The sequence below is a fragment of the Duganella sp. sic0402 genome (genome assembly GCF_019219065.1).
Classification (GTDB): domain Bacteria; phylum Pseudomonadota; class Gammaproteobacteria; order Burkholderiales; family Burkholderiaceae_D; genus Rugamonas.
Window position 1 is genome coordinate 1 of the sequence record NZ_JAHUWK010000022.1, and the last position, 20,559, is coordinate 20,559.

A 20,559-nucleotide genomic window follows, 5' to 3' on the forward strand; every position below is an offset into this window, starting at 1 on the left:
TTGATGACCATAGTAAGTCGGTCCCACCCCTTCCCATCCCGAACAGGACCGTGAAACGACTCTACGCCGATGATAGTGCTGCAACCAGTGTGAAAGTAGGTTATCGTCAAGCTAGTTATTAGAAAAAGCCCCTTCAGGATGATCCTGTTGGGGCTTTTTTGCGTCTGTCTTAATGTCTGTCACAGGCGTGTCATGCAAGGTGTCTAAGCTTGCGGCTCTTATAACTATGATAGTTGGGGTCAGCATGAAGAAATTCTCCTTGGTATCGCTCGCGGTATTCTCTGTTTTGGCGGGCTGCGGTGGCGACAATGAGCCGGCCAAGACGCCGGTGACTGGCGTTTTCCTGGATGGCGCGGTGGAAAACCTGGACTATGTGGCCGGCACCGCCTCCAAAGCCAGCACCAACGCCAAGGGAGAGTTCACCTGCTACGCCGGCGACACCGTCAGCTTTAGCGTCGGCGGCATCGCGCTGGGCAGCGCAACTTGCGCGGCCACCATCACGCCGCTGCAACTGGCTGGCGTGACCGATATCAAGGACACCAAGGTAGTGAACCGCCTGCTGGCTTTGCAGCTGCTGGATGATGACAGCGATCCATCCAACGGCATCAAGCTGAATGCAGACGTGAAAACCGCGCTGGCCGCCAAGAGCGCCGACTTCAGCGCCACTGCCGCAGCCTTCAATACCGCAATGAGCGCCAACCTCACCGCCGCCGGCGCCAAATATGCTGCCCGTGGCATCGACGACAGCCGCCGCGCGCTGGCGCGCGAGCACTTTGAAGACACGCTGGCCTCCAAGGTTGGCACGCCATTCAACGAAACTTTCAGCCAGACCACGCCGCTGGGCGCGGTGTCGGTCACAGTCACCCGCTATCAGATCCAGGCTGCCAGCAGCTATTACATCCCATACGAAGGCGCGAATGCCAAGGTCAAGGAAGAGTTCCCGCTGGGCTTCCTGCCATCCTACGGTTCGTCGATCGCTTTCAAGGGCACCAATGCCAATGGCGATCTGGAGTTCTACGGCCTGACCGATCGCGGCCCGAATGGCGATGGCCCGAACCTGCCATCGCTGAGCGGCAGCGGCGTCACCGGTGCGAAGATTTTCCCATCGCCGAGCTTTGCGCCGGCATTTGGCGTGATCACCGTTGGCAAGTCTGGCGCGGTGCTGACATCCTCCACGCCGATCAAGGCATCGGCCACAGTGAAAACCACCGGCTTGCCAGTGCCGCCTGGCGCGGTCGGCAATTCGGCCGAGCTGCCGGTGAGCGATGTGATGAAGTACGACGCCAACAGCAAAGCCACGTTCGACGCCAATGGCCTGGATACCGAAGCCATCGTGGTCGACAAGAAGCGCAATGTGCTGTGGGTGTCGGATGAATACGGCCCGTTCATCGTCAAGATTGATCCAGCTACCGGCATCATTCTGAACCGCTACGCACCAGGTTCCGGTTTGCCTGATATCTTCCTGAAGCGCCGCGCCAATCGCGGCATGGAAGGGATGGCGCTGGACACCAGTACCGACAAGCTGCACGGTTTCCTGCAAAGCCCGCTGACCGATGGCAGTGCGCTGTACTCGGTGACCGGCAAGAACGAGCAGATCGAGCGCTTCGCGCGCTTCACCCGCTGGACCGAATTCGATCCTAACACCGGCAAGTCCGGCAAGATGTACGCCTACCCACTGGACGCGGCCGACTATCAGGATGGCCGTACCGGCAACGCCAAGCTGGGTGACGTGGTCGCGCTGGGGAATGGTAAATTCATCGTGATCGAACAGGGTGCGGCGCCAAGCGGCAAGGTGTTCAACAAGCTGATGCTGGTGGAAATCGCCTCGGCTACCGATATTTCCGCCGCCGCCTTCAACGTTTCCACCTCCGACCTGGAAAAGAGCAGCATGGCCGGCGCGGTGGTCAATGGCGCTGACTGGAAAGCGGTCACGACGCTGAAGAAAACACTGCTGCTGGACTTGAACGCCATCGGCTGGCAGGCCGAGAAAGCCGAAGGCCTGACCATTGTGGACGGCAACACCCTGGCGCTGGCCAATGACAACGACTTCGGCATGAAGACCAAGATGTTCGACGCCAGCGGCAAGGTAATCGAGGACGCGGACGTCACCAAGTGCAATATCGATGCCAATGGCGCCATCATCACCAGCAGTTCGGCTGGCTGCAATGCGGCCAACAGCATCCGCGTGGCGCGTGGCACGGACGTGGAGCGTCCGAGCCGCCTGTGGCTGATCAAGTTCGGCAAGGCACTGACGGCGTTTTAACAAGGTTTAGTCCACATCAAGGTGGGCTGTCTGCCGGGTTGTTACCTTCTCAGAGTGATCCTGGAAGGAGTGCCCGATGGAATATGCGCAGCTAAAACCTGGCCGGCGGTTTGCTCTGCTACAAAGCATGCTGTATTACAGCCAGCGCATCGTGACTTATCCGTCGTTGCGCCGGCTGGTGGTGCGTGCTTTGAGCGGCGCGGTGCGCTTGCGCCAGGGCTCGGGCCGGGAGCTGCATGCGGCGACCGGCGCCGAAGATTCGGCCCTGGCCGATTTGCATCGCAGCGGTTATGCGCCGCTCGGCAATCTGCTCGACGGCAGCCAGTGCGATGATATCCGCGCCTGGCTTGCCGACAAACTGCTGACTGACCGTGACCGTCCGCGTCCCGGTTTCACGCTGGCGCAGCGCGCCGACGCGGTGCGCGTGGCCGACTATCATTTGCGCGACGTGATCGCTTGTCCGCACATCCTGGCGCTGGCCAACAGTCCGCAGTTGCTGGGACTGGCCGCGCGCTATATGGAATGCCGGCCGACCATCTCCGCGCTCGGTCTGCGCTGGTCATTTCCGGTGCCGGGCGACGATAGCGCCTTGCAGGCGTTTCACCGCGACTCCGAGGATTGGCGTTATCTGAAAGTGCTGGTCTATCTGACCGATGTCGATGACGGCGCCGGGCCGCACGTCTATCTGCACGGCAGCCATTTAACGCAGGCACCGGTGCGCTTGCGCTTTTACAGCGATAGTGAAATCTCGGCAGCCCATGGCGCGGATCAACTGTTGACCGCGACCGGCTCGCGTGGTTTCTGCTTTGCGGTGGACACGGCCGGCATCCACAAGGGCACGGCACCGCAGCTGAATGCGCGCCTGATGTTGCAAATCCAGTATTCGCTATTGCCCAGCTACGCCTACCGCTACACGCCAGAACATTATGCGGGGCCGCTGCAGCTGGACCCGTATGTCAACCGGCTGATCGTTCGTCCGGACGCTTGCTATGGATGATGGCTTCGCCATCGCTCTTGCGCAGCGACCAGAAGGTGAATGAAGACAGTACCGTCAGCACCGCCAGGGTGATGAAGGCGTGATGCAGCGCCGATGTCAGCGCCACGCGGTTGGACTGCGGCATATCGTCTAGGAACCAGCCGGTCACCAGCGAGCCGGCCGCCAGGCCGAAACTCATCGACAGCTGCTGCATCGAGCTGGCCATGGTGCTGGCCATGCTGGAATCCGGTCCTTCGACATCGGCATAGGCGATGGTGTTCATGCTGGAGAATTGCAGCGAATTGAAGAAGCCCAGGCACAGGCTGATCGCCACGATCACATACAGCGGCGTGCCCTGTTCGACAAACGCGTACATGCTGATAGTCAGGCCGATCAGCAGCGTATTCACTGTCAGCACTCTGCGGTAGCCAAAGCGGCCCAGCACACGCGCTGAAATCACTTTCATGCCCATCGCGGCGGCGGCGGACGGCATCATCAGCAAGCCCGATTGCCAGGCTGGCAGGCCCAGGCCCAGCTGATACAGCAGCGGCAGCAGGAAGGGCAGGCCGCCGACGCCGATGCGCGTGACAAAACCACCCAGCACCGAGACGCGGAAGGTGCGTATCTTGAATAGCGCCAGCCGCAGCAGCGGGAATGGTGCGTCCTTGGCGTGCCACACATACGCGCCCAGCAGCGCGCAGGAGATGAACAGCAGCACCGAGGCCGAGGTCACATCCAGCTTATGCTCGCCGAATACTTCCAGCAGCCATGACAGCAGCGCGACGCCGGTGCCGAACAAGACAAAGCCGATGAAGTCGAGTGGCCGGGCTTGGTCTCCGCGATAGTCCGGCATGTAGCGATGCGCCAGGCAGATCGCCACCAGCCCGACCGGCACGTTGATGAAGAAGATGTCGCGCCAGGTCAGCCAGTGCACGATCAGGCCACCGATCGTCGGGCCGAGCAGGGGACCGATCAGCGCCGGGATGATCACGAAATTCATCGCCGCCAGCAGCTCGCTCTTAGGGTAGGTGCGGACGATGGTCAGTCGCCCGACGGGCATCATCATCGCCGCGCCGAAGCCTTGCAGCAATCGCGCCGCGACCAGCATCGGCGAGTTCACCGCCAGGCCGCACAGTATCGAGGCGAAGGTGAAAATGGCAATCGCGGTCATGAACACGCGGCGGGTGCCAAAGCGGTCCGCCATCCAGCCGCTGATCGGAATCGATACGGCCAGGCTGAGGATATAGCTGGTGACCACCGCTTTCAGGCTCAGCGGCGTGACTTGCAAGCTGGCGGCCATTGCCGGAATCGCGGTGTTGACCACGGTGGAGTCCAGCTGTTCCATGAAGAGAGTGGTGGCGACTACCCAGGGCAGGTAGCGTTTGGCGGCATCGGCATTCATAGGCGTGATTGTCACACAAAATAAACAGTACGGTCATAAGCCGGTCACGTACAGGGCGTAAGTTGCGGTCAGTGCCAGGACCTATGGGAGAGGACATGCAGATCAAGCCGCGCCGCACCTTTATCCGCCAGATGGCGGCATCGACCGCGCTGCTGAGCGTGGGCGCGACTGGCCTCGCCGGCTGCACCAGTACCGCCGGCGGCATCGCCGAAGGGGCCGTGCCGGGTTTCCGTCACGGCGTGGCGAGCGGTGATCCGCTGAGTGACCGCGTGATGCTGTGGACCCGCGTGACGCCGGCGCGTGACGGCGATATCCCGGTGCGGTGGCAGATGGCGACCGATCCGGGCATGCAGCAGGTGATCGCGCACGGCAGCGTCATCACCTCGGCGCAAAAAGACTATACGGTGAAGGTGGACGCGGCCGGCCTGCTGCCGGGACACGTCTACTACTACCAGTTTGCGCTGGATGGCGGCGGCAAGTCGGTGGTGGGCCGCACCAAGACGCTGGCGCGCGGCGATGCGAAACAAGTGCGGCTGGCGGTGTTCTCCTGCTCGAACTATCCGGCCGGGTATTTCAATGTCTACGCCGATGCGGCGCGCCAGAACGATATCGATGCCGCGCTGCATATCGGCGACTACATCTACGAATACGAAAGCACCGGCTACGCCAGCGGCAATGCGCAAGCGCTGGGCCGCGTGTCCGAACCGCGCGAGCTGCTGCTGCACACCGACGATTACCGGCGCCGCTATGCGCAGTATCGCTCCGATCCCGACCTGCAGGCGGTGCATGCGGCCATGCCTTTCATCACCGTGTGGGACGACCATGAAATCGCCGACGATACCTGGCGCGATGGCTCGGTTGACCACAAGACCAGCAAGTACGGGCCGTTTGAGCTGCGCAAGCTGGCCGCGCTGACCGCCTATCACGAATGGATGCCGATTCGCGTTCCGGATGCGGCGGCGCCGGACAAGATTTACCGCTCCTTCGATTTTGGCGGCATCGTCTCGCTGCATATGCTGGACACCCGATTGATAGCGCGCGATCAGCAGCTGATGATGTCGTCCTACTATGACGCGCACAAGCGCTTCGATGTAGAGAAGTACAAGCAGGACGTGTACTCACCGCGCCGGCAGATGATAGGCCACGAACAGATGGCGTGGCTGGAAGGGCAGGTCAGTCGCTCGACCGCGCGCTGGCAGATGCTGGGACAGCAGGTGCTGATGGCGCGCATGGAGTATCCGGCGGCGGTGGTCATGGGCGAATGCAATACCACCGACTATTGCGCGCTGAAGCTGCGGGCCCAGGCCGATCCATCATGCGTCAACGAGAAAGAACAGCGCTGGCTGGCCGGCGCGACCTTGCCGTGCTACCTGGACTCCTGGGATGGCTATCAGGCCGACCGCGAGCAGGTGTTTGAGATGATGCACAAGCACCGTAAGAATCTGGTGGTGCTGGCCGGCGATACCCACAACGCCTGGGCCAGCGACCTGCGCGACGCACAAGGGCGGCAGGTGGGCGTGGAGTTTGCCACCGCCTCGGTATCGTCGCCCGGCATGGAGGGCGCATATCCGGACCGTGATCCGGACGACGTGGCGGCGATGATGGTGGACCTGATCGAACCGCTGTACTATGCACAGACCAGCAAGCGTGGCTATATGATCGTCACCGCCAGCCATGAGCAGGTGCGTTGCGACTGGCGCTTTGTCGATACTGTGTTCAAGCACGAGTTTACGGCGGCGACGGAGCGCAGCTTGCGCGTGCTGCCTGGGCCGGGCAACCGCCGCATCGAGGAATGCTACAGCGTTTAAGCCTGCTGCTCCCAGCGGTTTTCGAACAGGATGTCGTCGAGCGGGCGGCGCTGGTCCCACTTTTCCAGTTCCAGCATCGGCGCGGTGTAGAACTCGTGGACGTGGCCGACACATAGCACGGCGATCGGCTGGCTGCCTTCCGGCATGCCAGTGATGTCGCGCAGCCGCTGCGGATCGAACATTGACACCCATCCGGCGCCTATGCCTTCCGCGCGCGCCGCCAGCCAGAAGTTTTGCAGCGCGCAGGCGGCCGAGGCCAGGTCCATTTCCGGCATGGTGCGGCGGCCGAAGACGTATTGGTCGCGTTTGTCGATCAGGCCGACCACCAGCACCTCGGCGCATTCCAGTATGCCTTCGACCTTCAGCTTCATGAATTCGTCGGCGCGCTGCCCCAGCGCTTCGGCGGTCTTGATGCGTTCTTCGTCCACATGGCGGTGAATGCTGGCGCGCAGCGCCGCGTCAGTGATGCGGATGAAGCGCCAGGGCTGCATATAGCCGACACTGGGGCCGTAATGGGCTGCACCGAGGAAGCGCTCCAGTTGTCCGGGTTCTAGCGGGCCTGGTTTGAAGTGGCGCACATCGCGGCGTTCGCGGATGGCGCGGTAGACGCCGGAGATTTCGGCGTCGGTATAAGCGTGCGGATTCATTTCAATGCGATCAGGGCGTCCAGCAGTGGCTGGGTGGCGTCGGCAATCCGATCCAGGCTGGCTTCGCGCAGGGCGGAAGTGTCCACCGTGTGCTGTGAATGGAGGCCGGCCCAGCGCAGCAATGCGCTGATGGCTTGCGGCGTGTCAAACAGTCCGTGCAGGTAAGTGCCGAGGATCTGGCCATCGGCAGACAATGCGCCTTCCGGGCGGCCTTCAATGGTGAAAGCTGGCGTGGCAAGCGCGCCGCCGGTGGAAACGCCCATATGGATTTCGTAGCCGCTGACGGGGGCTTGTTCGTTATCGAAGGCGCATACGCCCTGCACCTGCTTGAGGCGTTTTTCCGGGCTCATCTCGGTGCGCATGTCGAGCAGGCCGAGGGCGGGCGATGCGCCAGCCTTGCCTTCCATGCCCAGCGGATCGGTCACTTCCTGGCCCAGCATCTGGAAGCCGCCGCAGACGCCGATCACCTTGCCGCCATAGCGCAGGTGGCGTTGGATTTGCTCCGGCCATCCCTGCGCTCGTAGCCAATCCAGGTCGCCGCGCGTGTTTTTGCTGCCGGGGAGGATGATCAGGTCTGCTGGTGGAATCGGCTCGCCCTGGCGGACGAAGCGCAGATCGACATCCGGGTGGGCGCGCAGCGCGTCGAAGTCGGTATGATTGCTCATGCGCGGCAGGCTGGGCACCACCACGCGAAAAGCGCCGCGTGCGGCTTGCACCGGCTGTACCGCGTCTTCCGCGTCAAGGAACAGGCCATGCAGGTAGGGCAGTACGGCCAGTACCGGTTTTCCGGTTTGCTGTTCCAGCCAGTCCAGGCCCGGCTCCAGCAGTTTGATGTCGCCACGGAAGCGGTTGATGACGAAGCCGATGGTGCGCCGCCGCTCGCTCTCCGACAGGCAGGCCAGCGTGCCAACAATGTGGGCGAATACGCCGCCACGGTCGATGTCCGCCACCAGCACCACCGGGCAATCGACTTCTTCGGCAAAGCCCATGTTGGCGATGTCGCGATCGCGCAGATTGATTTCGGCCGGGCTGCCGGCGCCTTCCACCATCACGCAGTCGTACTGTTGCAGCAGGCGCTCGTGGGATTCAAGCACGGCCTGCATGGCGACGGTTTTGTACTGGTGGTAGTCGCGCGCGTTCATCTCGGCGCATACTTTGCCGTGGATGATGACTTGCGCGCCGATGTCGCTCGACGGCTTGAGCAGGATCGGGTTCATATCGGTGTGCGGCGCCACGCCGGCGGCGATGGCTTGCAGCGCCTGCGCGCGGCCGATTTCGCCGCCGTCGGCGGTAACGGCGCTGTTGAGCGCCATGTTCTGCGGCTTGAACGGCGCCACGCGCACGCCCTGGCGTTTGAGCAGCCGGCATAGCGCAGCGACTACCGTGCTTTTGCCTGCGTCCGAGGTGGTGCCCTGAACCATCAGGGTCGAGTAGGGAAATGACATATCAATGCTTGCGGTGCTGGCGGGCTTCTTCAATTTTCTCGCACAGTTCGCGCGTGCCGAGCAGCATGCGCGGGCCAGCGCGGTACAACAGATCGCGCTGCAGGCGGAACAGATTGTTGTTCTTCACCGCCAGCATATTGGTGTACGGTAGCCACAGGTCGACGCTGGCGTAGTTCTTCTCCAAAGTACCAAAGATGGCTTCCGGATTCGCTTGCAGCACCGCTTCGATGCTCACCACCGGCGCGGTTACTTTCAGGTCAGCGAAGACATTTACACCGCCGCACAGGCGGATGGAGTCGCTGACGATGGCGCTGCCGCTCAGCGTGTAGAGCGGCTTATCCCACACCTGGTAGAACAGGCGCACTGGTGCGCGGTTGGCGTACTCTTTTGCCAGGGCGGCGAATTGCGTGCGCAGTTCGGCTGCGGCGGGATTGGCGGTGGCTTCGGTGCCGGCCAGCTGGCCCAGGCGGGTGATGTTATCAGGGATGCCGTCTAGCTTGGTCGGCTCGCTGTGGAACAGCGGCACGCCCAGCTTGCGCAGGCCTTCGATCTGGCGTTCAAATCCGCCGTGCATCCAGATGACGATCAGGTCTGGTTTCATGGCCGCCACGCGCTCCATGTCGATCAGGCGGTTGTCGCTGACGCGTGGGATTTTCTTCGCCGCTTCGGGATAGTCACTATAGGTGACAGTGCCGACAATCTTGTCGCCGGCGCCGGCGGCGTACAGCAGCTCGGTGACGTGCGGCGACAGGGCGATGATGCGCTGGGCGGGCTTTTGCAGTGTGACGACGTTGCCGTCATCATCACGCACGGTAATCGGCGCCGCGTTGGCGATGGCTGCGGCGAGTAGGGTGGCTGCCAGTATCAGTTTTTTCATTGTGTAGTCCATTCAGTGAGTGCCAGGTGCAGACGTTGCCAGCTTGCTTCGTCCGGAGGCAAGCCAAGGCGGATGCCGCGTGCGGCTTGCGTAAACAGTCGTACCCAGATGCCGCGTTCGGCCATGTGCTGCCAGAACGCTTCCGGTTGCGGCTCGGCCCACCACTGGAATAGTGGCGTGCCCTTGGATTGAATGCCATGTGAGGCCAGCAGCGTTTGCAGGCGCTCGCCGCTGATGCGTAACTCATCGCGTGTGGTCGCCTGCCAGGCGTGGTCGCTCAGTGCGGCCAGCGCCACTTGCTGCGCCGGGCCACTGATCGTCCAGGGGCCCAGCAGCTCGCTCAGGCCACGCAGCAGGTCGGTGTGCGCGGCGACGAAGCCAAGGCGGATGCCGGCCAGTCCGAAGAATTTTCCGACGGAGCGCAGCACGATCAAGCCGTGATGGCCGGTGTGGCTGGCGACGCTGTTTTCTTGCGCCGTATCGCCAAACGCTTCATCGACCACCAGCCAGCCACCGCGCGCTGCCAACTGGTCCGCCCATTGCAGCAGCTGTGCTGCCGGTACCACAGCGCCGGTCGGATTGTTCGGGTTGACGATTACCACCACGTCGTTTTGCGCGACTGCGTCGTCCAGTTCTGCGTATGGCGTGAGCGTCATGGTGTGGCCGTGGCCAGCCCAGTGGTGCGCGTGTTCGGCATATGACGGTGCGCTGACCGCCACGCGCGACGGCGCGCGCAAACGCGGCAAGGCCTGGATGGCCGCCTGCGTGCCGGCGACCGGCAGCATGTGCGGCGCGCCATAGAACGCCAGTGCCGCCGCAGTCAGCGCTGGATCAGGCTCCGGCAAACGGTGCCAGGCATTGCCCGCTACCTGTGGCGCGGGATACCAGCGCGGATTGATGCCGGTCGACAGATCGATCCAGTCGTCGCGGCCGAAGCGCTGTGCGGCGTCGCGCAGATTGCCGCCATGTTCAAGCATGTGTTATCTCCATCAATGTCGCTATCGCGCAGGCGACGGCCAGCCACAGCACGGTGGTGCGCGCGACCAGATGCCATGCGCGCTTGATATCCGCGCCGACAGCGGGCGGGCCGTCGCCCAGCGTTGGCCGGTATTCCACTTCGCCGTGATAAATCGCTGCGCCGCCCAGCTGCACGCCGAGTGAACCTGCACCGCTGGACATGACCGGGCCGGCGTTCGGGCTGTCCCATGCCGGTGCTTGCGTGCGCCAGCATTGCCAGGCGCGGCGCTTGGCCTGCAGTCCTGGCGCCAGCAGCACATACGATAGCGCAGTCAGGCGCGCCGGAATGTAATTGAGTGCATCGTCGATACGCGCCGCAGCGCAGCCGAACTGCAGGAAGCGCGGCGTGCGGTAGCCCCACATCGCGTCCAGCGTATTCGCCATGCGGAACAATACCGCGCCAGGAGCGCCGGCGACGATGAACCAGAACAGCGTGCCGAAGACTGCATCGTTGCCGTTTTCCAGCAGCGATTCAGCGCTGGCCTTGGTCAGCTCGGTTTCGCTGGCGCTGCTGGTATCACGGCTGACAATGTAAGAGGTGAGGCGGCGCGCGTTGGGCAGGTCACGCTGTGCCAGTGCGTCGGCGATGGGCAGGTTGTGATCGCGCAGGCTGCGCATGCCCAGGCAAAAGTACAGCAGCAGCGTGTGCGCTGCTGCTTGCGCGAGCGGCATGCTCAGGGCCCAGATCAGCAGCGCGGCCAGCGCGGTGAGCGGCAACACCGCCAGCATCCACGCCAGGACGCCGCGTGCGAATCGCATGGACTCTTGATTCAGGCGGCGCTCCAGTGCTATTGCCCAATTGCCGAAGCCGACCAGCGGATGCCAGCGGCGTACTTCGCCCCACCACAGGTCCAGCAGCACGGCTGCCACCATCAGCATAGCGATGGTGGAAAAATGCAGACCACTCAGCACAGTTATCCTTTGAGCTGCAATGGCAAGCCGGCGGCGACAAACACCGCGCGGTCGCAGATGGCGGCGACAGACTGGTTCAAGCGCCCCTGTTCATCCATGAAGCAGCGCGACACGGCGCCCATCGGCATGATGCCCAGGCCCACTTCATTCGACACCAGCACCACATCGCTGGCGCATTTCGTCAGTGCGCTGGCCAGCATGTCCTGCTGCTCATGGAACAGCGCCGGCAAGGTGATTTCGCCGACTGCCGGATATTCCTGGCCGCCGCTGAATAGCAGGTTGCTGAGCCACAGCGTCAGGCAATCGACCATGATGATGCGTTCCGGCGATGACCAGCGCAGCAGCTGGTTGCCGAGCGCCAGTGGTTCCTCGACCGTGGTCCATTCCGCTGGGCGGCTGGCGCGGTGGTGCCGGATGCGCGCCGACATTTCGCTGTCGCCAGCGGTGGCGGTGGCGATATAGACAACTTCCTTGCCGGACTCCGCGACCAGGCGTTCCGCGTAGCCGCTCTTGCCGGAGCGCGCGCCGCCCAGAATCAGTGTACGTGTCATGTCTCACTCCTCAGGAACAAGGCGGCCGTGGCCACCGGATTAGATGGGAAATAGGCGTGAAAATACGACGCCGTCAGCGTACCGACGCGATACCAGGCTTCCCCCTGTATAGCGGAGGGATGTTTGACAGTGTACGCCGCTGGTTCCACCTTGGTGTCCAGTGTGGAGTAGTGGAAGGTGTGGCCGCGCAACACGCCTTGTGGCGTAGGCAGTCCTTGCGGTCCGAGGCCGGCCAGGCGTGGCTGCATCGCCACAGCGCCGGGCAGCAGGCCGGCCATATTCCATATCGCACCGTTCTTGTCGGCCAGTGTGTCGGCCAGCGCCATCATGCCGCCGCATTCGGCGACGATGGGCAGGCCGGCGGCGTGCGCGGCGCGGATCGATGTTTGCCACCTTGTGGCCTGGGACAGCTGTTCCGCATGCAGCTCGGGATAGCCGCCAGGCAGGTAGACTGCGTCCGCTTGCGCCGGCACGGCTTCATTCGCCAGCGGCGAGAAGTAGGTGAGCGTAGCGCCGAGAGCGCGCAGCACGTCGACATTGGCGGGGTAGAGAAACATGAAGGCTGCGTCACGCGCAATGGCGATGGTTTTGCCGGTGAGCGGTGCCGTGGCGGCTGGTGTCGGGGCTGGCGCTGGTGCGAAGTCCACCTCGCGCAGCTTATTCCACGCCGACTCGTCGAACACCAGCTGGTCGGCCAGATCGTCGAGCAGTTGATCGATATCGGCCACTTCGCCCGGCAGCACCAGACCGAGATGGCGCTCTGGCAGCGACTTCGCCTGCTTCGGCAATGTGGCAAACAGCGGAATGTCGCGCAGCGAGGCGGCGACCATCTTCGCGTGACCTTCGCTGGCGACGCGGTTGGCGATCACGCCGGCCATTTCCACAGGGCCGTAGTCGCGCAGGCCAAGCACCAGCGCGCCGGCCGTCTGCGCCATGGCGCCGGCGTCGATGACCGCCATCACCGGCACGCCAAAAGCGCGCGCCAGGTCGGCGGAGGAGGGCGTGCCGTCGTACAGGCCCATGACGCCTTCGATCAGGATCACGTCCACCTCGGCGGCCGCTTGCGCCAACTGCTGTGCGCACAAATCCTGGCCCACCATCCACAAATCCAGCGAACGCACCGGTGCGCCGCTGGCGCGTTCCAGCAGCATCGGATCGATGAAATCCGGGCCGCACTTGAATACGCGCACGCGCTTGCCCAGCCGGACCAGCTTGCGCGCCAGCGCGGCAGTGATGGTGGTCTTGCCCTGTCCGGATGAGACAGCGGCCACCAGCAATGCTTTTACCATTCGGTCCCCGCCTGGGCGCCGATGCCAGCCTTGAAGGCGTGCTTCACCACTTCCATTTCAGTGACGGTGTCGGCGATCTCGATCAGCTCCGGCGGCGCGCCGCGACCCGTGATGACGACGTGCTGCATCGCCGGCCGTGCCAGCAGATCATTGATGACGGTTTCCACATCCAGATACTTGTATTTCAACGCGATGTTCAGCTCATCGAACAGCACCAGGCCAATTTCCGGATCGGCGAGGAACAGTTTGGCCTGTTCCCATGCCTGCTGCGCCTTGGCGATATCGCGTTCGCGGTTCTGCGTTTCCCAGGTATAGCCTTCGCCCATGGCGTGGAAGCTGATCTCATCGGGAAAGCGGCGCAGGAATTTTTCCTCGCCGGTCTGCATCGCGCCTTTAATGAACTGCACCACGCCCACCTTCATGCCGTGGCCCATGGCGCGGATCGCCATACCGAAGCCGCTGGAACTTTTGCCCTTGCCGTTGCCGGTGTTGACGATGATGATGCCGATCTGCTTGTCGGCGGCGGCGATCTTGGCGTCGATTATGGCCTTCTTGCGCTCCATGCGCAGGCGGTGGCGTTCGTTGATGTCGTCGCTCATGCGATCTCCTGGTTCGGAATAAAGATGCTGCGCTCCCCGTGCTGGATCACGTCGATCGGGTGGCCGAGGTAGTCGCTGAGAATGTCGGCCAGCATGACATCCGCCTTGGCGCCGGCCAGCCAGCGGCCGTCACCTTTCAGCAGCAGTGCGTGGCTGGAGACGCTGTGCGCCAGCGTCAGGTCGTGGCCGATCATGATGGCGGTCTTGCCCTGTTCGCGGCACAGGCGCGCCAGGATGCTCATCACGCTGACCTGGTGCGCCAGGTCCAGCGCATTGGCCGGCTCGTCGAGCAGCAGCAGCGGCGTGTCCTGCGCCAGCATGGCCGCAATCGCCACACGCTGGCGTTCACCGCCGGACAGCGTGCGGACATCGCGCGCCGCCAGGTCAGCCACTTCCATCGCTTCCAGCGACCTGATGGCAATGGCGTGGTCGTCGCTGTCTTCCCAATAGCGGTTGTCGTGATACGGATGGCGCGCCGACAGCACGGTTTCGATCACGCTGTAGGAAAAGGCGTCGCTGCGGCTCTGCGCCAGGAAGGCGCGCTGGCGCGCCAGCTGGTCCAGCGGCCACTCGGACAGCATGCGGCCGCCCAGCGATACATGGCCTGCCTCCGGCGCGCGCAGTCCTGCCAGCACGCGCATCAGCGTGCTTTTGCCGGCGCCGTTGCGGCCGATGATGCTCCAGCATTCGCCTTCGCGCACCTGCCAGTCGAGATCCGCGAGCAGCTGGCGCTGGCCCGCTTTGAGGGAGAGTTGGTGGGTGGAGATCATTTGCGTAAGCGGTGCAATTGGTACAGAAACACCGGCGCGCCGATCAGCGCGGTCACCACGCCGACCGGCAACTGCTGCGGCGCGATGGCGGTGCGGGCCAGCGTATCGGCCAGCATCAGGAAGGTGCCGCCTGCCAGCGTGGCAGCCGGAATCAGGATGCGGTGATCGGGGCCGACCGCGTAGCGGCAGGCGTGCGGCACGATCAGCCCGACAAAGCCGATGCTGCCGGCACTGGTCACCGCGCTGGCGGTCAGCAGACCGGAGACGAAGAACAAGCCCTTGCGCAGCACGCCGACACGGATGCCCAGCGTGGCCGCCGCTTCCGCATGCAGTGCCATCACATTCATGGCGCGCGCGTTGCGCAGCGCAAAAGCCAGTGCGGCAAACAGCACCAGCCACGGCATCCAGCGCATCTGCGCGCCGGACAGGTCGCCGATCATCCAGAACACCATGCTGCGCAGGCGGCTTTCGGGGGCGATCGACAGCATCAACGTCACCAGCGCCATGCAGCCCGAAGACAGAATGGCGCCGGTCAGCAGCAACTGCGAGGTGCCGGCTTCGGCCGCCGTGCCGCCGCGCAGGTCGCGCCGGGCCAGCACATACAGCATCATCGAAACGGCGACCGCGCCGCCGAACGCGGCTGCATCCACCACCCAGGCGGCGTACATGAACATCAGCGCCGCCAGCGCGCCGACCGAGGCGCCGGCGGACAGGCCCAGTACATAAGGATCGGCCAGCGGATTGCGCAACAGCGCCTGCATCATCACGCCCGCCAGCGACAGCGCGGCGCCGGTGACGAAAGCGGCGAATGCGCGGCTGGCGCGCAGGTCGAGCAGGGTGGCTGCCAGCGTCGAGGCCTGGCCATGCAGCAGCTCATTGAGCGCTGGAGGAATTTCGGAGAGGGGAATCGAGACCGAGCCGGTCATGCCCGAGAAAATCAGGCTGGCAACCGCGAGCAGCGACAACCCGATGAGGGTGATGGTGGCGCGCTTACGCAGATTGCGGGAGAAAGAATGCATGCACTGCTTTCAAAATAAAACTGCCGGGGAATCATCCCCGGCAGGTTATACCATTATTTGTAGCCGTAACGGATGCCGGCAAACACATTCGAGCCAGGCGTTGCGTAGAAGCGCGCCAGGTCGTACTGCTTGTCGCCGACGTTGTTCCAGCGGACCAGCGCCGACCAGTCCTTGCTGAAGGCGTAGGTGGCGTACAGGTTCACCAGGCCATAGCCGCCCAGGCGGTTTTTGTTGGCGGCGTCGTCGTAACGGTCGCCCGACAGATCCAGCTCGGCGCCGAACTTCAGTGCGCGGAAGGTGTAGTCAGCGGCCAGGTTGCCGTGCTTTTTCGAGCGGCGTGCCAGACGCTTGCCGGTGGTGTCGTCTTTCGGGTCCTGCAGGTCGATGCTGGCGCTCAGGTTGATACCGGCGATTTTGGTGGCGCCCGAAATGGTCAGGCCTTCCAGCGTTGCCTTGTTGACGTTGTAGGCGCAACCGAAGCTATAGCCGATGGTGCCGAACGGGCATGGCGTGGTGTTGACCAGCAGGTCGGTCAGGCGGTTGTGGTAATAGCTGGCGCTCAGCGCGTTGACGCCATCATCCCAGCGCAGGCCGATTTCGGCGTTCTTGCCTTCTTCCGGCTTGTTGCCCGGATTGCCGTAGCTTGGGTAGTACAGTTCATTGTAGGTCGGCGCGCGGAAGCTGGTGCCGTAGCTGGCGGTGGCGCGCAGCTGCGAATTGATGTCGTAGCCGTAGCCGATCGAACCTGTGTTCTTCGAGCCGTATACCGAGTTATCGCGGCGGATCGATGCGTTCAGCAGGTTGGCGCCACGGCGTGCGTTATATGAAGCGGCCCACGAATTGGTGGTGCGGTCGCGGTTCATCACGGCGGCGCCGTTGGTCGACACTTCTTCCTTGCGGTGGTCGTACAGCACTTGCACGATGTCTTCGCCGATGCGGATATCGTTCTGCAGCGTGATCGTGGTCTGCTTGGTATCGATGCGCGAGTAGCCGGAAGCGGCGGCGCTGCTCCAGTTCTGGCCCTTGTCTTCGGTCTGCGCGTATTGCAGCAGAGTGTCGACGTTGGACACGAACTTGGCCTTGCCATAGACGGCGGCGGTTTGCAGTTCGGCTTTGCTGCGCACATCATAGGCCGAGGCGCCGCCGTCGTACTGCGAGTCCAGCTTGCTGTGCAAGAACAGCGCGCCGGCTTCATAGCCTGGCGCCAGTTGCAGGCTGAATTGGCCGGAGACGTTTTCCTTGTCGTAGCCGTCGTCGTCCTTGTTGTAGCTGCTGGAGCCTGGGCGGGTGGCCGAGAAACCGTCCGATTTTTCCTTGCCCGCGCTGATCGCGTAGCTGAAGCTGTGCTCACCGCCGGTGGCGCCGGACAGGGTGGCGTCGGCTTCGCGGGTCTTGTCGCTGCCGTAGCCGGCGAAGGCCGTCACTGCCGGCGCGCCTTTGCCCTTCTTGGTGAAGATCTGGATCACGCCGCCGATGGCGTCGGCGCCGTACAGGGAGCTCAGTGGACCGTAGACGACTTCGATATGGTCGATGGCGGTCAGCGGGATGGCGCTCCAGTTGGCGGCGCCGGTGGTCGAGGAACCAATGCGCACGCCATCCACCAGTACGATGTTCTGGTTGCTGTTGGCGCCACGGATGTAGACGCTGGACGAGGTGCCTGCGCCGCCGTTGCGGGCGATCTCGATGCCGCGCTGGCGTTGCAGCAGGTCGACGATGGAGCCGGCGCCGGATTGGGCGATCTGCTCGGCATCGATGGTGATGGTGTCGCTGATGACATTGGCCAGCGGCTGGGCGGTGCGGGTGGCGGTGACGACAACGGTGTCGGCAGGTTCGGCGTGCGCATAGCAGGCAGCCATGGCCATAGCCAGCGACGTCAACGCCGCAGGACGGGAGATACGGAAAGTCATGATATTCGTTCTATTAGTAGCAGCCGGCCGACGTCCCCGTAGGCCAGTTGTGAACAGAAGCGGGACCAGGCCCGCTTCCACCTGTTTTGGCCGGTATCCGGGCTGGCAAGTCGAACCGCTTCACCTTCCCATGCTGTAGCACAGTGGTTGTCAGAGGCGATTTGTCGCATGGTGCGCGACACTTGCTTACCGTTGCGGGGGCAGCACACGTTGGCCGTTTGATATCAGCTTCGTGTTTCCCGTTTAACTGCGCATCTGGACAGACGCGCGGGCACCAAAACCCGCACATTATACGGGTTTAAAGGGTCAAAGTGGAGCCGTAGGGGATTTGGTGGGCGGTTTGCGCGGCTTGCAGCGCCATCTCCGCAGGGGAGAGGCCGGCGTGGCGCGCGGCCAACAGACGCATGGCGCCGGCGTGGCAGATGATGACCGCGTCGCCATGCAATTGCTGGTAGAAAGCTGCGATGCGCTCGGCCATCTGCAAGACGCTCTCACCGCCGCCGGGGCGGTAGTCGACCATGTCGGCGGCCCAGGCGTCGATGGCGGCGCGCGGGATGGCGTCCCAGGGCTGCATTTCCCATGCACCGAAGTGCATTTCCGCCAGGCGGGCGTCGTAGATGGGGGTGTCGCTCAGCCGCGCAGCCAGTTCGGCACAGCGGCGCAGCGGGCTGGAATAGATCGGCAGATGTGGCGGCAGTTGCAGCGCCGCCAGCGTCTGTTCAAGCTGGCCGGGCGCAATCGCCAGGTCGGTGCTGCCGTAACAAACGCCAGGCGCCACCTGCGGCTGCGGATGGCGAACCAGAATCAGCTTCATGGCTGCACGCTGGCGAGGGCGCACAGATAGAACATCACTTCCGCCACCTGCTGCACGGCGCCCAGGCAGTCGCCTGTATAGCCGCCGATACGGCGCACGCATTTGCGCGCCAGCCAGAAGGTGGCGATGGTGGCGACAACGATGCCGGTGATCAGCGCGCCCGGCGTCAGCCAGCCCAGTGCAACGACAGCCAGCGCGGGCAGGGTTGCGGTCAGGGTGGCAATCAGGAATTCGCGGCCGCGCATTTTTTGCGCCAGCGGCTTGGCTTTGCCCTCGGCGCGCGCATAGTCCAGGCGCCAGATCAGCGAGGTCGCCATCAGGCGTGATAGTGGATGCGCCACCAGCAGCGCGCCGATGGCGCTCAGTGGCGGCAGCATTGACAAGGCGGTCAGCTTCAGCGCTAGCATGCAAATGATGCCGATGGCGCCATAAGCGCCGATGCGCGACTCCTTCATGATTTCCAGTACCCGTTCCGCCGTCATGCCGCCGCCGAAGCCATCGCACATGTCGGCGAAGCCGTCTTCGTGGAAGGCGCCGGTGGCGTAGATGCCGGCAGCGGTGGACAGGATGGCGGCCACTGGTGCGGGCAGCAGGCATGCTGCGGCCGCGTACACTGCAGCGGTAATCAGCGCCACCACCACGCCAACCAGCGGGAAGTAGCGCGAGGCCTGGTTCAGCCACGCCGGATCAAATCCGACCCAGCGCGGAATCGGCAGACGGGTAAAGAACTGTAGCGCGGTGAAGAACAGGCGGAGCTGATGCATTATTCCGACTTCTCGCTGACCTGGGCCGATTCAAAGGTAGCCATCTGGTGCACGAAGTTGGCGGCGGCGTGCAGCAGCGGCAGCGCCAGCGCGCAGCCGGTGCCTTCGCCCAGGCGCAGGCCGAGATTCAGCAGTGGCTTGGCGTCCAGCGCAGCCAGCATTTGCTGGTGGCCGTTCTCGTCGGAGCAGTGGGTGAACACGCAGTAGTCCAGTATGGCCGGCTGCATGCGGGCAGCGACCAGTAGCGCGCTGGTGACGATGAAACCGTCGATCAGCAGCACCTTGCGCAGCTCGGCGGCCTTCAGCATGGCGCCGGTCATCATGGCGATTTCCAGGCCGCCAAAGGTGGCCAGTATGTCCAATGGTTCTGTGGCGTTTGCGTGTTTGGCCACGGCCGCTTCGATCACACGCTGTTTATGCAGGATGCCTGCGGCGGACAGGCCGGTGCCGGCGCCCACGCATTGCGCGACCGGGATGCCGGTCAGCTTGTGCATCAGCGCGGCGGCAGCAGTGGTATTACCGATGCCCATTTCGCCGAAGCCGGCCACGTTGCCATCCAATTCATTGGCGAGCGCGGCGCCGGCGGCCAGCGCGGTCTGACACAGGTCGCGGCTCATGGCGGGTTCCTGCGCGAAGTTGCGGGTGCCGTGGGCCAGCTTGCGGTCGGTCAGGCCGTCGCGCGGGCCGAAGTCGTGATTGACGCCGGCGTCGACGACGCGCAGCGCGCAGTTATTCTGCGCGGCAAAGACATTGATGGCGGCGCCGCGCGCCAGGAAGTTTTCCACCATCTGCCAGGTTACGTCCTGCGGATAGGCGGAGATGCCTTCGGCGACCACGCCGTGGTCGGCGGCGAACACTAATATGGTGGGCTGGGTGATGGCGATGTCGTCGGTGTTCTGGATCAGGCCGATCTGTTTGGCAAGCGCCTCCAGCGCTCCCAGGCTGCCCAGCGGCTTGGTCTTGTTATTAATGGCGCGATCGAGCTGGGCGGCGAGGGCGTCGTTATGAATAGGCGTGATGGACATGGGGCTGTATGGTGAATCGAAGAATTTAATATTCTACCCTTGCCAGACTGCGTGGGGCTTGCTATAGTTCTGTCCCTCGCAAGACAACGCATGCAAATGCTGAGTGAAGTGAGAAAAAAAGAAGGTTGACGAAATGCTGCAAACGCTTCATACTCTTCCTTCTTCGCTGACGAACAAAACGCTTCGCAGCTAGCAATACAAGATCTTTAAAAATCAACAGTCGATAAGTGTGGGCATTTGGTGCTGCAACAAAAAGCATTAAATGCTCAACAAAGAAATATTCAGTAGAAATACTGTCAGTATTTTGAGAAGAGCGAACCAAGCCGGTTTGGTGTCAAAACCAAGCGGGCAAAAACAGAGATTAAACTAAAGAGTTTGATCCTGGCTCAGATTGAACGCTGGCGGCATGCCTTACACATGCAAGTCGAACGGCAGCACGGAGCTTGCTCTGGTGGCGAGTGGCGAACGGGTGAG

18 protein-coding genes, 2 rRNA genes and 1 riboswitch are annotated in these 20,559 nt (G+C 63.2%); of the genes, 5 read left to right on the forward strand and 15 right to left on the reverse strand.

What is annotated here, in order from left to right:
• The 3 genes from rrf (at window position 1) to KW842_RS26940 (ending at window position 3,260) form a co-directional block, all read left to right on the forward strand.
• Window positions 1–112, forward strand: a 5S ribosomal RNA gene (rrf, locus tag KW842_RS26930).
• Window positions 113–244: 132 nt separating this feature from the next.
• Window positions 245–2,263 (forward strand): esterase-like activity of phytase family protein, encoded by a 2,019-nt coding sequence (locus tag KW842_RS26935; RefSeq protein ID WP_218307248.1) that lies wholly within the window; start codon window positions 245–247, stop codon window positions 2,261–2,263.
• Between the two features lie 127 nt (window positions 2,264–2,390).
• Window positions 2,391–3,260 carry a phytanoyl-CoA dioxygenase family protein gene (locus tag KW842_RS26940; protein WP_218307250.1) on the forward strand — a complete coding sequence of 290 codons (870 nt, stop codon included), beginning with the start codon at window positions 2,391–2,393 and terminating at the stop codon, window positions 3,258–3,260.
• On the opposite strand, the gene KW842_RS26945 is transcribed toward KW842_RS26940, so the two are convergent.
• Window positions 3,220–4,641 carry a DHA2 family efflux MFS transporter permease subunit gene (locus KW842_RS26945; protein ID WP_218307251.1) on the reverse strand — a complete coding sequence of 474 codons (1,422 nt, stop codon included), beginning with the start codon at window positions 4,639–4,641 and terminating at the stop codon, window positions 3,220–3,222. The two genes, KW842_RS26940 and KW842_RS26945, sit on opposite strands and share 41 nt — an antisense overlap.
• A 95-nt stretch (window positions 4,642–4,736) precedes the next feature.
• Here KW842_RS26945 and KW842_RS26950 point away from each other — a divergent pair, with 95 nt between their 5' ends.
• Window positions 4,737–6,449: an alkaline phosphatase gene (locus KW842_RS26950; protein WP_229223939.1), complete on the forward strand. Its 1,713-nt coding sequence runs from the start codon at window positions 4,737–4,739 to the stop codon at window positions 6,447–6,449.
• Here the strand turns inward: KW842_RS26950 and bluB are convergent.
• From bluB to cobT, 14 genes are all read right to left on the reverse strand, one after another.
• Entirely contained in the window at window positions 6,446–7,096 is a 651-nt protein-coding gene (bluB, locus tag KW842_RS26955; RefSeq protein ID WP_218307255.1) for a 5,6-dimethylbenzimidazole synthase, read from the reverse strand. The two genes, KW842_RS26950 and bluB, sit on opposite strands and share 4 nt — an antisense overlap.
• A complete protein-coding gene (locus KW842_RS26960; protein WP_218307257.1) occupies window positions 7,093–8,541 on the reverse strand; it encodes a cobyric acid synthase in 1,449 nt (482 codons plus the stop codon). The genes bluB and KW842_RS26960 overlap by 4 nt, the downstream gene beginning before the upstream one ends.
• 1 nt (window position 8,542) lies before the next feature.
• Complete coding sequence (locus tag KW842_RS26965; protein WP_218307258.1) at window positions 8,543–9,418, reverse strand: cobalamin-binding protein; 876 nt, start codon at window positions 9,416–9,418, stop codon at window positions 8,543–8,545.
• Complete coding sequence (cobD, locus tag KW842_RS26970) at window positions 9,415–10,395, reverse strand: threonine-phosphate decarboxylase CobD (RefSeq protein ID WP_218307260.1); 981 nt, start codon at window positions 10,393–10,395, stop codon at window positions 9,415–9,417. Before cobD ends, KW842_RS26965 begins: the two co-directional genes overlap by 4 nt.
• A complete protein-coding gene (gene cbiB, locus KW842_RS26975; protein ID WP_218307262.1) occupies window positions 10,388–11,347 on the reverse strand; it encodes an adenosylcobinamide-phosphate synthase CbiB in 960 nt (319 codons plus the stop codon). Before cbiB ends, cobD begins: the two co-directional genes overlap by 8 nt.
• A 2-nt stretch (window positions 11,348–11,349) precedes the next feature.
• A complete protein-coding gene (gene cobU / locus KW842_RS26980; RefSeq protein WP_218307264.1) occupies window positions 11,350–11,898 on the reverse strand; it encodes a bifunctional adenosylcobinamide kinase/adenosylcobinamide-phosphate guanylyltransferase in 549 nt (182 codons plus the stop codon).
• A complete protein-coding gene (locus KW842_RS26985) occupies window positions 11,895–13,187 on the reverse strand; it encodes a cobyrinate a,c-diamide synthase (protein ID WP_218307266.1) in 1,293 nt (430 codons plus the stop codon). Before KW842_RS26985 ends, cobU begins: the two co-directional genes overlap by 4 nt.
• On the reverse strand, window positions 13,181–13,786 hold the full coding sequence (gene cobO, locus KW842_RS26990; protein WP_218307268.1) for a cob(I)yrinic acid a,c-diamide adenosyltransferase: 606 nt from the start codon (window positions 13,784–13,786) through the stop codon (window positions 13,181–13,183). Before cobO ends, KW842_RS26985 begins: the two co-directional genes overlap by 7 nt.
• On the reverse strand, window positions 13,783–14,556 hold the full coding sequence (locus KW842_RS26995) for an ABC transporter ATP-binding protein (RefSeq protein ID WP_218307270.1): 774 nt from the start codon (window positions 14,554–14,556) through the stop codon (window positions 13,783–13,785). Before KW842_RS26995 ends, cobO begins: the two co-directional genes overlap by 4 nt.
• Window positions 14,553–15,575, reverse strand: coding sequence for an iron ABC transporter permease (locus KW842_RS27000; protein WP_218307271.1), 1,023 nt, complete (start codon window positions 15,573–15,575; stop codon window positions 14,553–14,555). Before KW842_RS27000 ends, KW842_RS26995 begins: the two co-directional genes overlap by 4 nt.
• 53 nt (window positions 15,576–15,628) lie before the next feature.
• Window positions 15,629–17,482 carry a TonB-dependent receptor domain-containing protein gene (locus KW842_RS27005; protein ID WP_218307273.1) on the reverse strand — a complete coding sequence of 618 codons (1,854 nt, stop codon included), beginning with the start codon at window positions 17,480–17,482 and terminating at the stop codon, window positions 15,629–15,631.
• A 70-nt stretch (window positions 17,483–17,552) separates the two neighbouring features.
• Window positions 17,553–17,776: riboswitch (cobalamin riboswitch) on the reverse strand.
• 4 nt (window positions 17,777–17,780) lie between these two features.
• Window positions 17,781–18,296, reverse strand: coding sequence for a histidine phosphatase family protein (locus KW842_RS27010; RefSeq protein WP_218307275.1), 516 nt, complete (start codon window positions 18,294–18,296; stop codon window positions 17,781–17,783).
• The gene (locus tag KW842_RS27015; RefSeq protein ID WP_218307276.1) at window positions 18,293–19,060 is read right to left on the reverse strand and encodes an adenosylcobinamide-GDP ribazoletransferase; all 768 of its coding nucleotides are present in this window, start codon (window positions 19,058–19,060) and stop codon (window positions 18,293–18,295) included. Before KW842_RS27015 ends, KW842_RS27010 begins: the two co-directional genes overlap by 4 nt.
• Window positions 19,060–20,085 (reverse strand): nicotinate-nucleotide--dimethylbenzimidazole phosphoribosyltransferase, encoded by a 1,026-nt coding sequence (cobT, locus tag KW842_RS27020; protein ID WP_218307278.1) that lies wholly within the window; start codon window positions 20,083–20,085, stop codon window positions 19,060–19,062. Before cobT ends, KW842_RS27015 begins: the two co-directional genes overlap by 1 nt.
• A gap of 363 nt (window positions 20,086–20,448) precedes the next feature.
• On the opposite strand from cobT, the gene KW842_RS27025 reads away from it, so the two are divergent.
• Window positions 20,449–20,559: ribosomal RNA gene (locus tag KW842_RS27025) — 16S ribosomal RNA — on the forward strand; the annotation flags it as partial.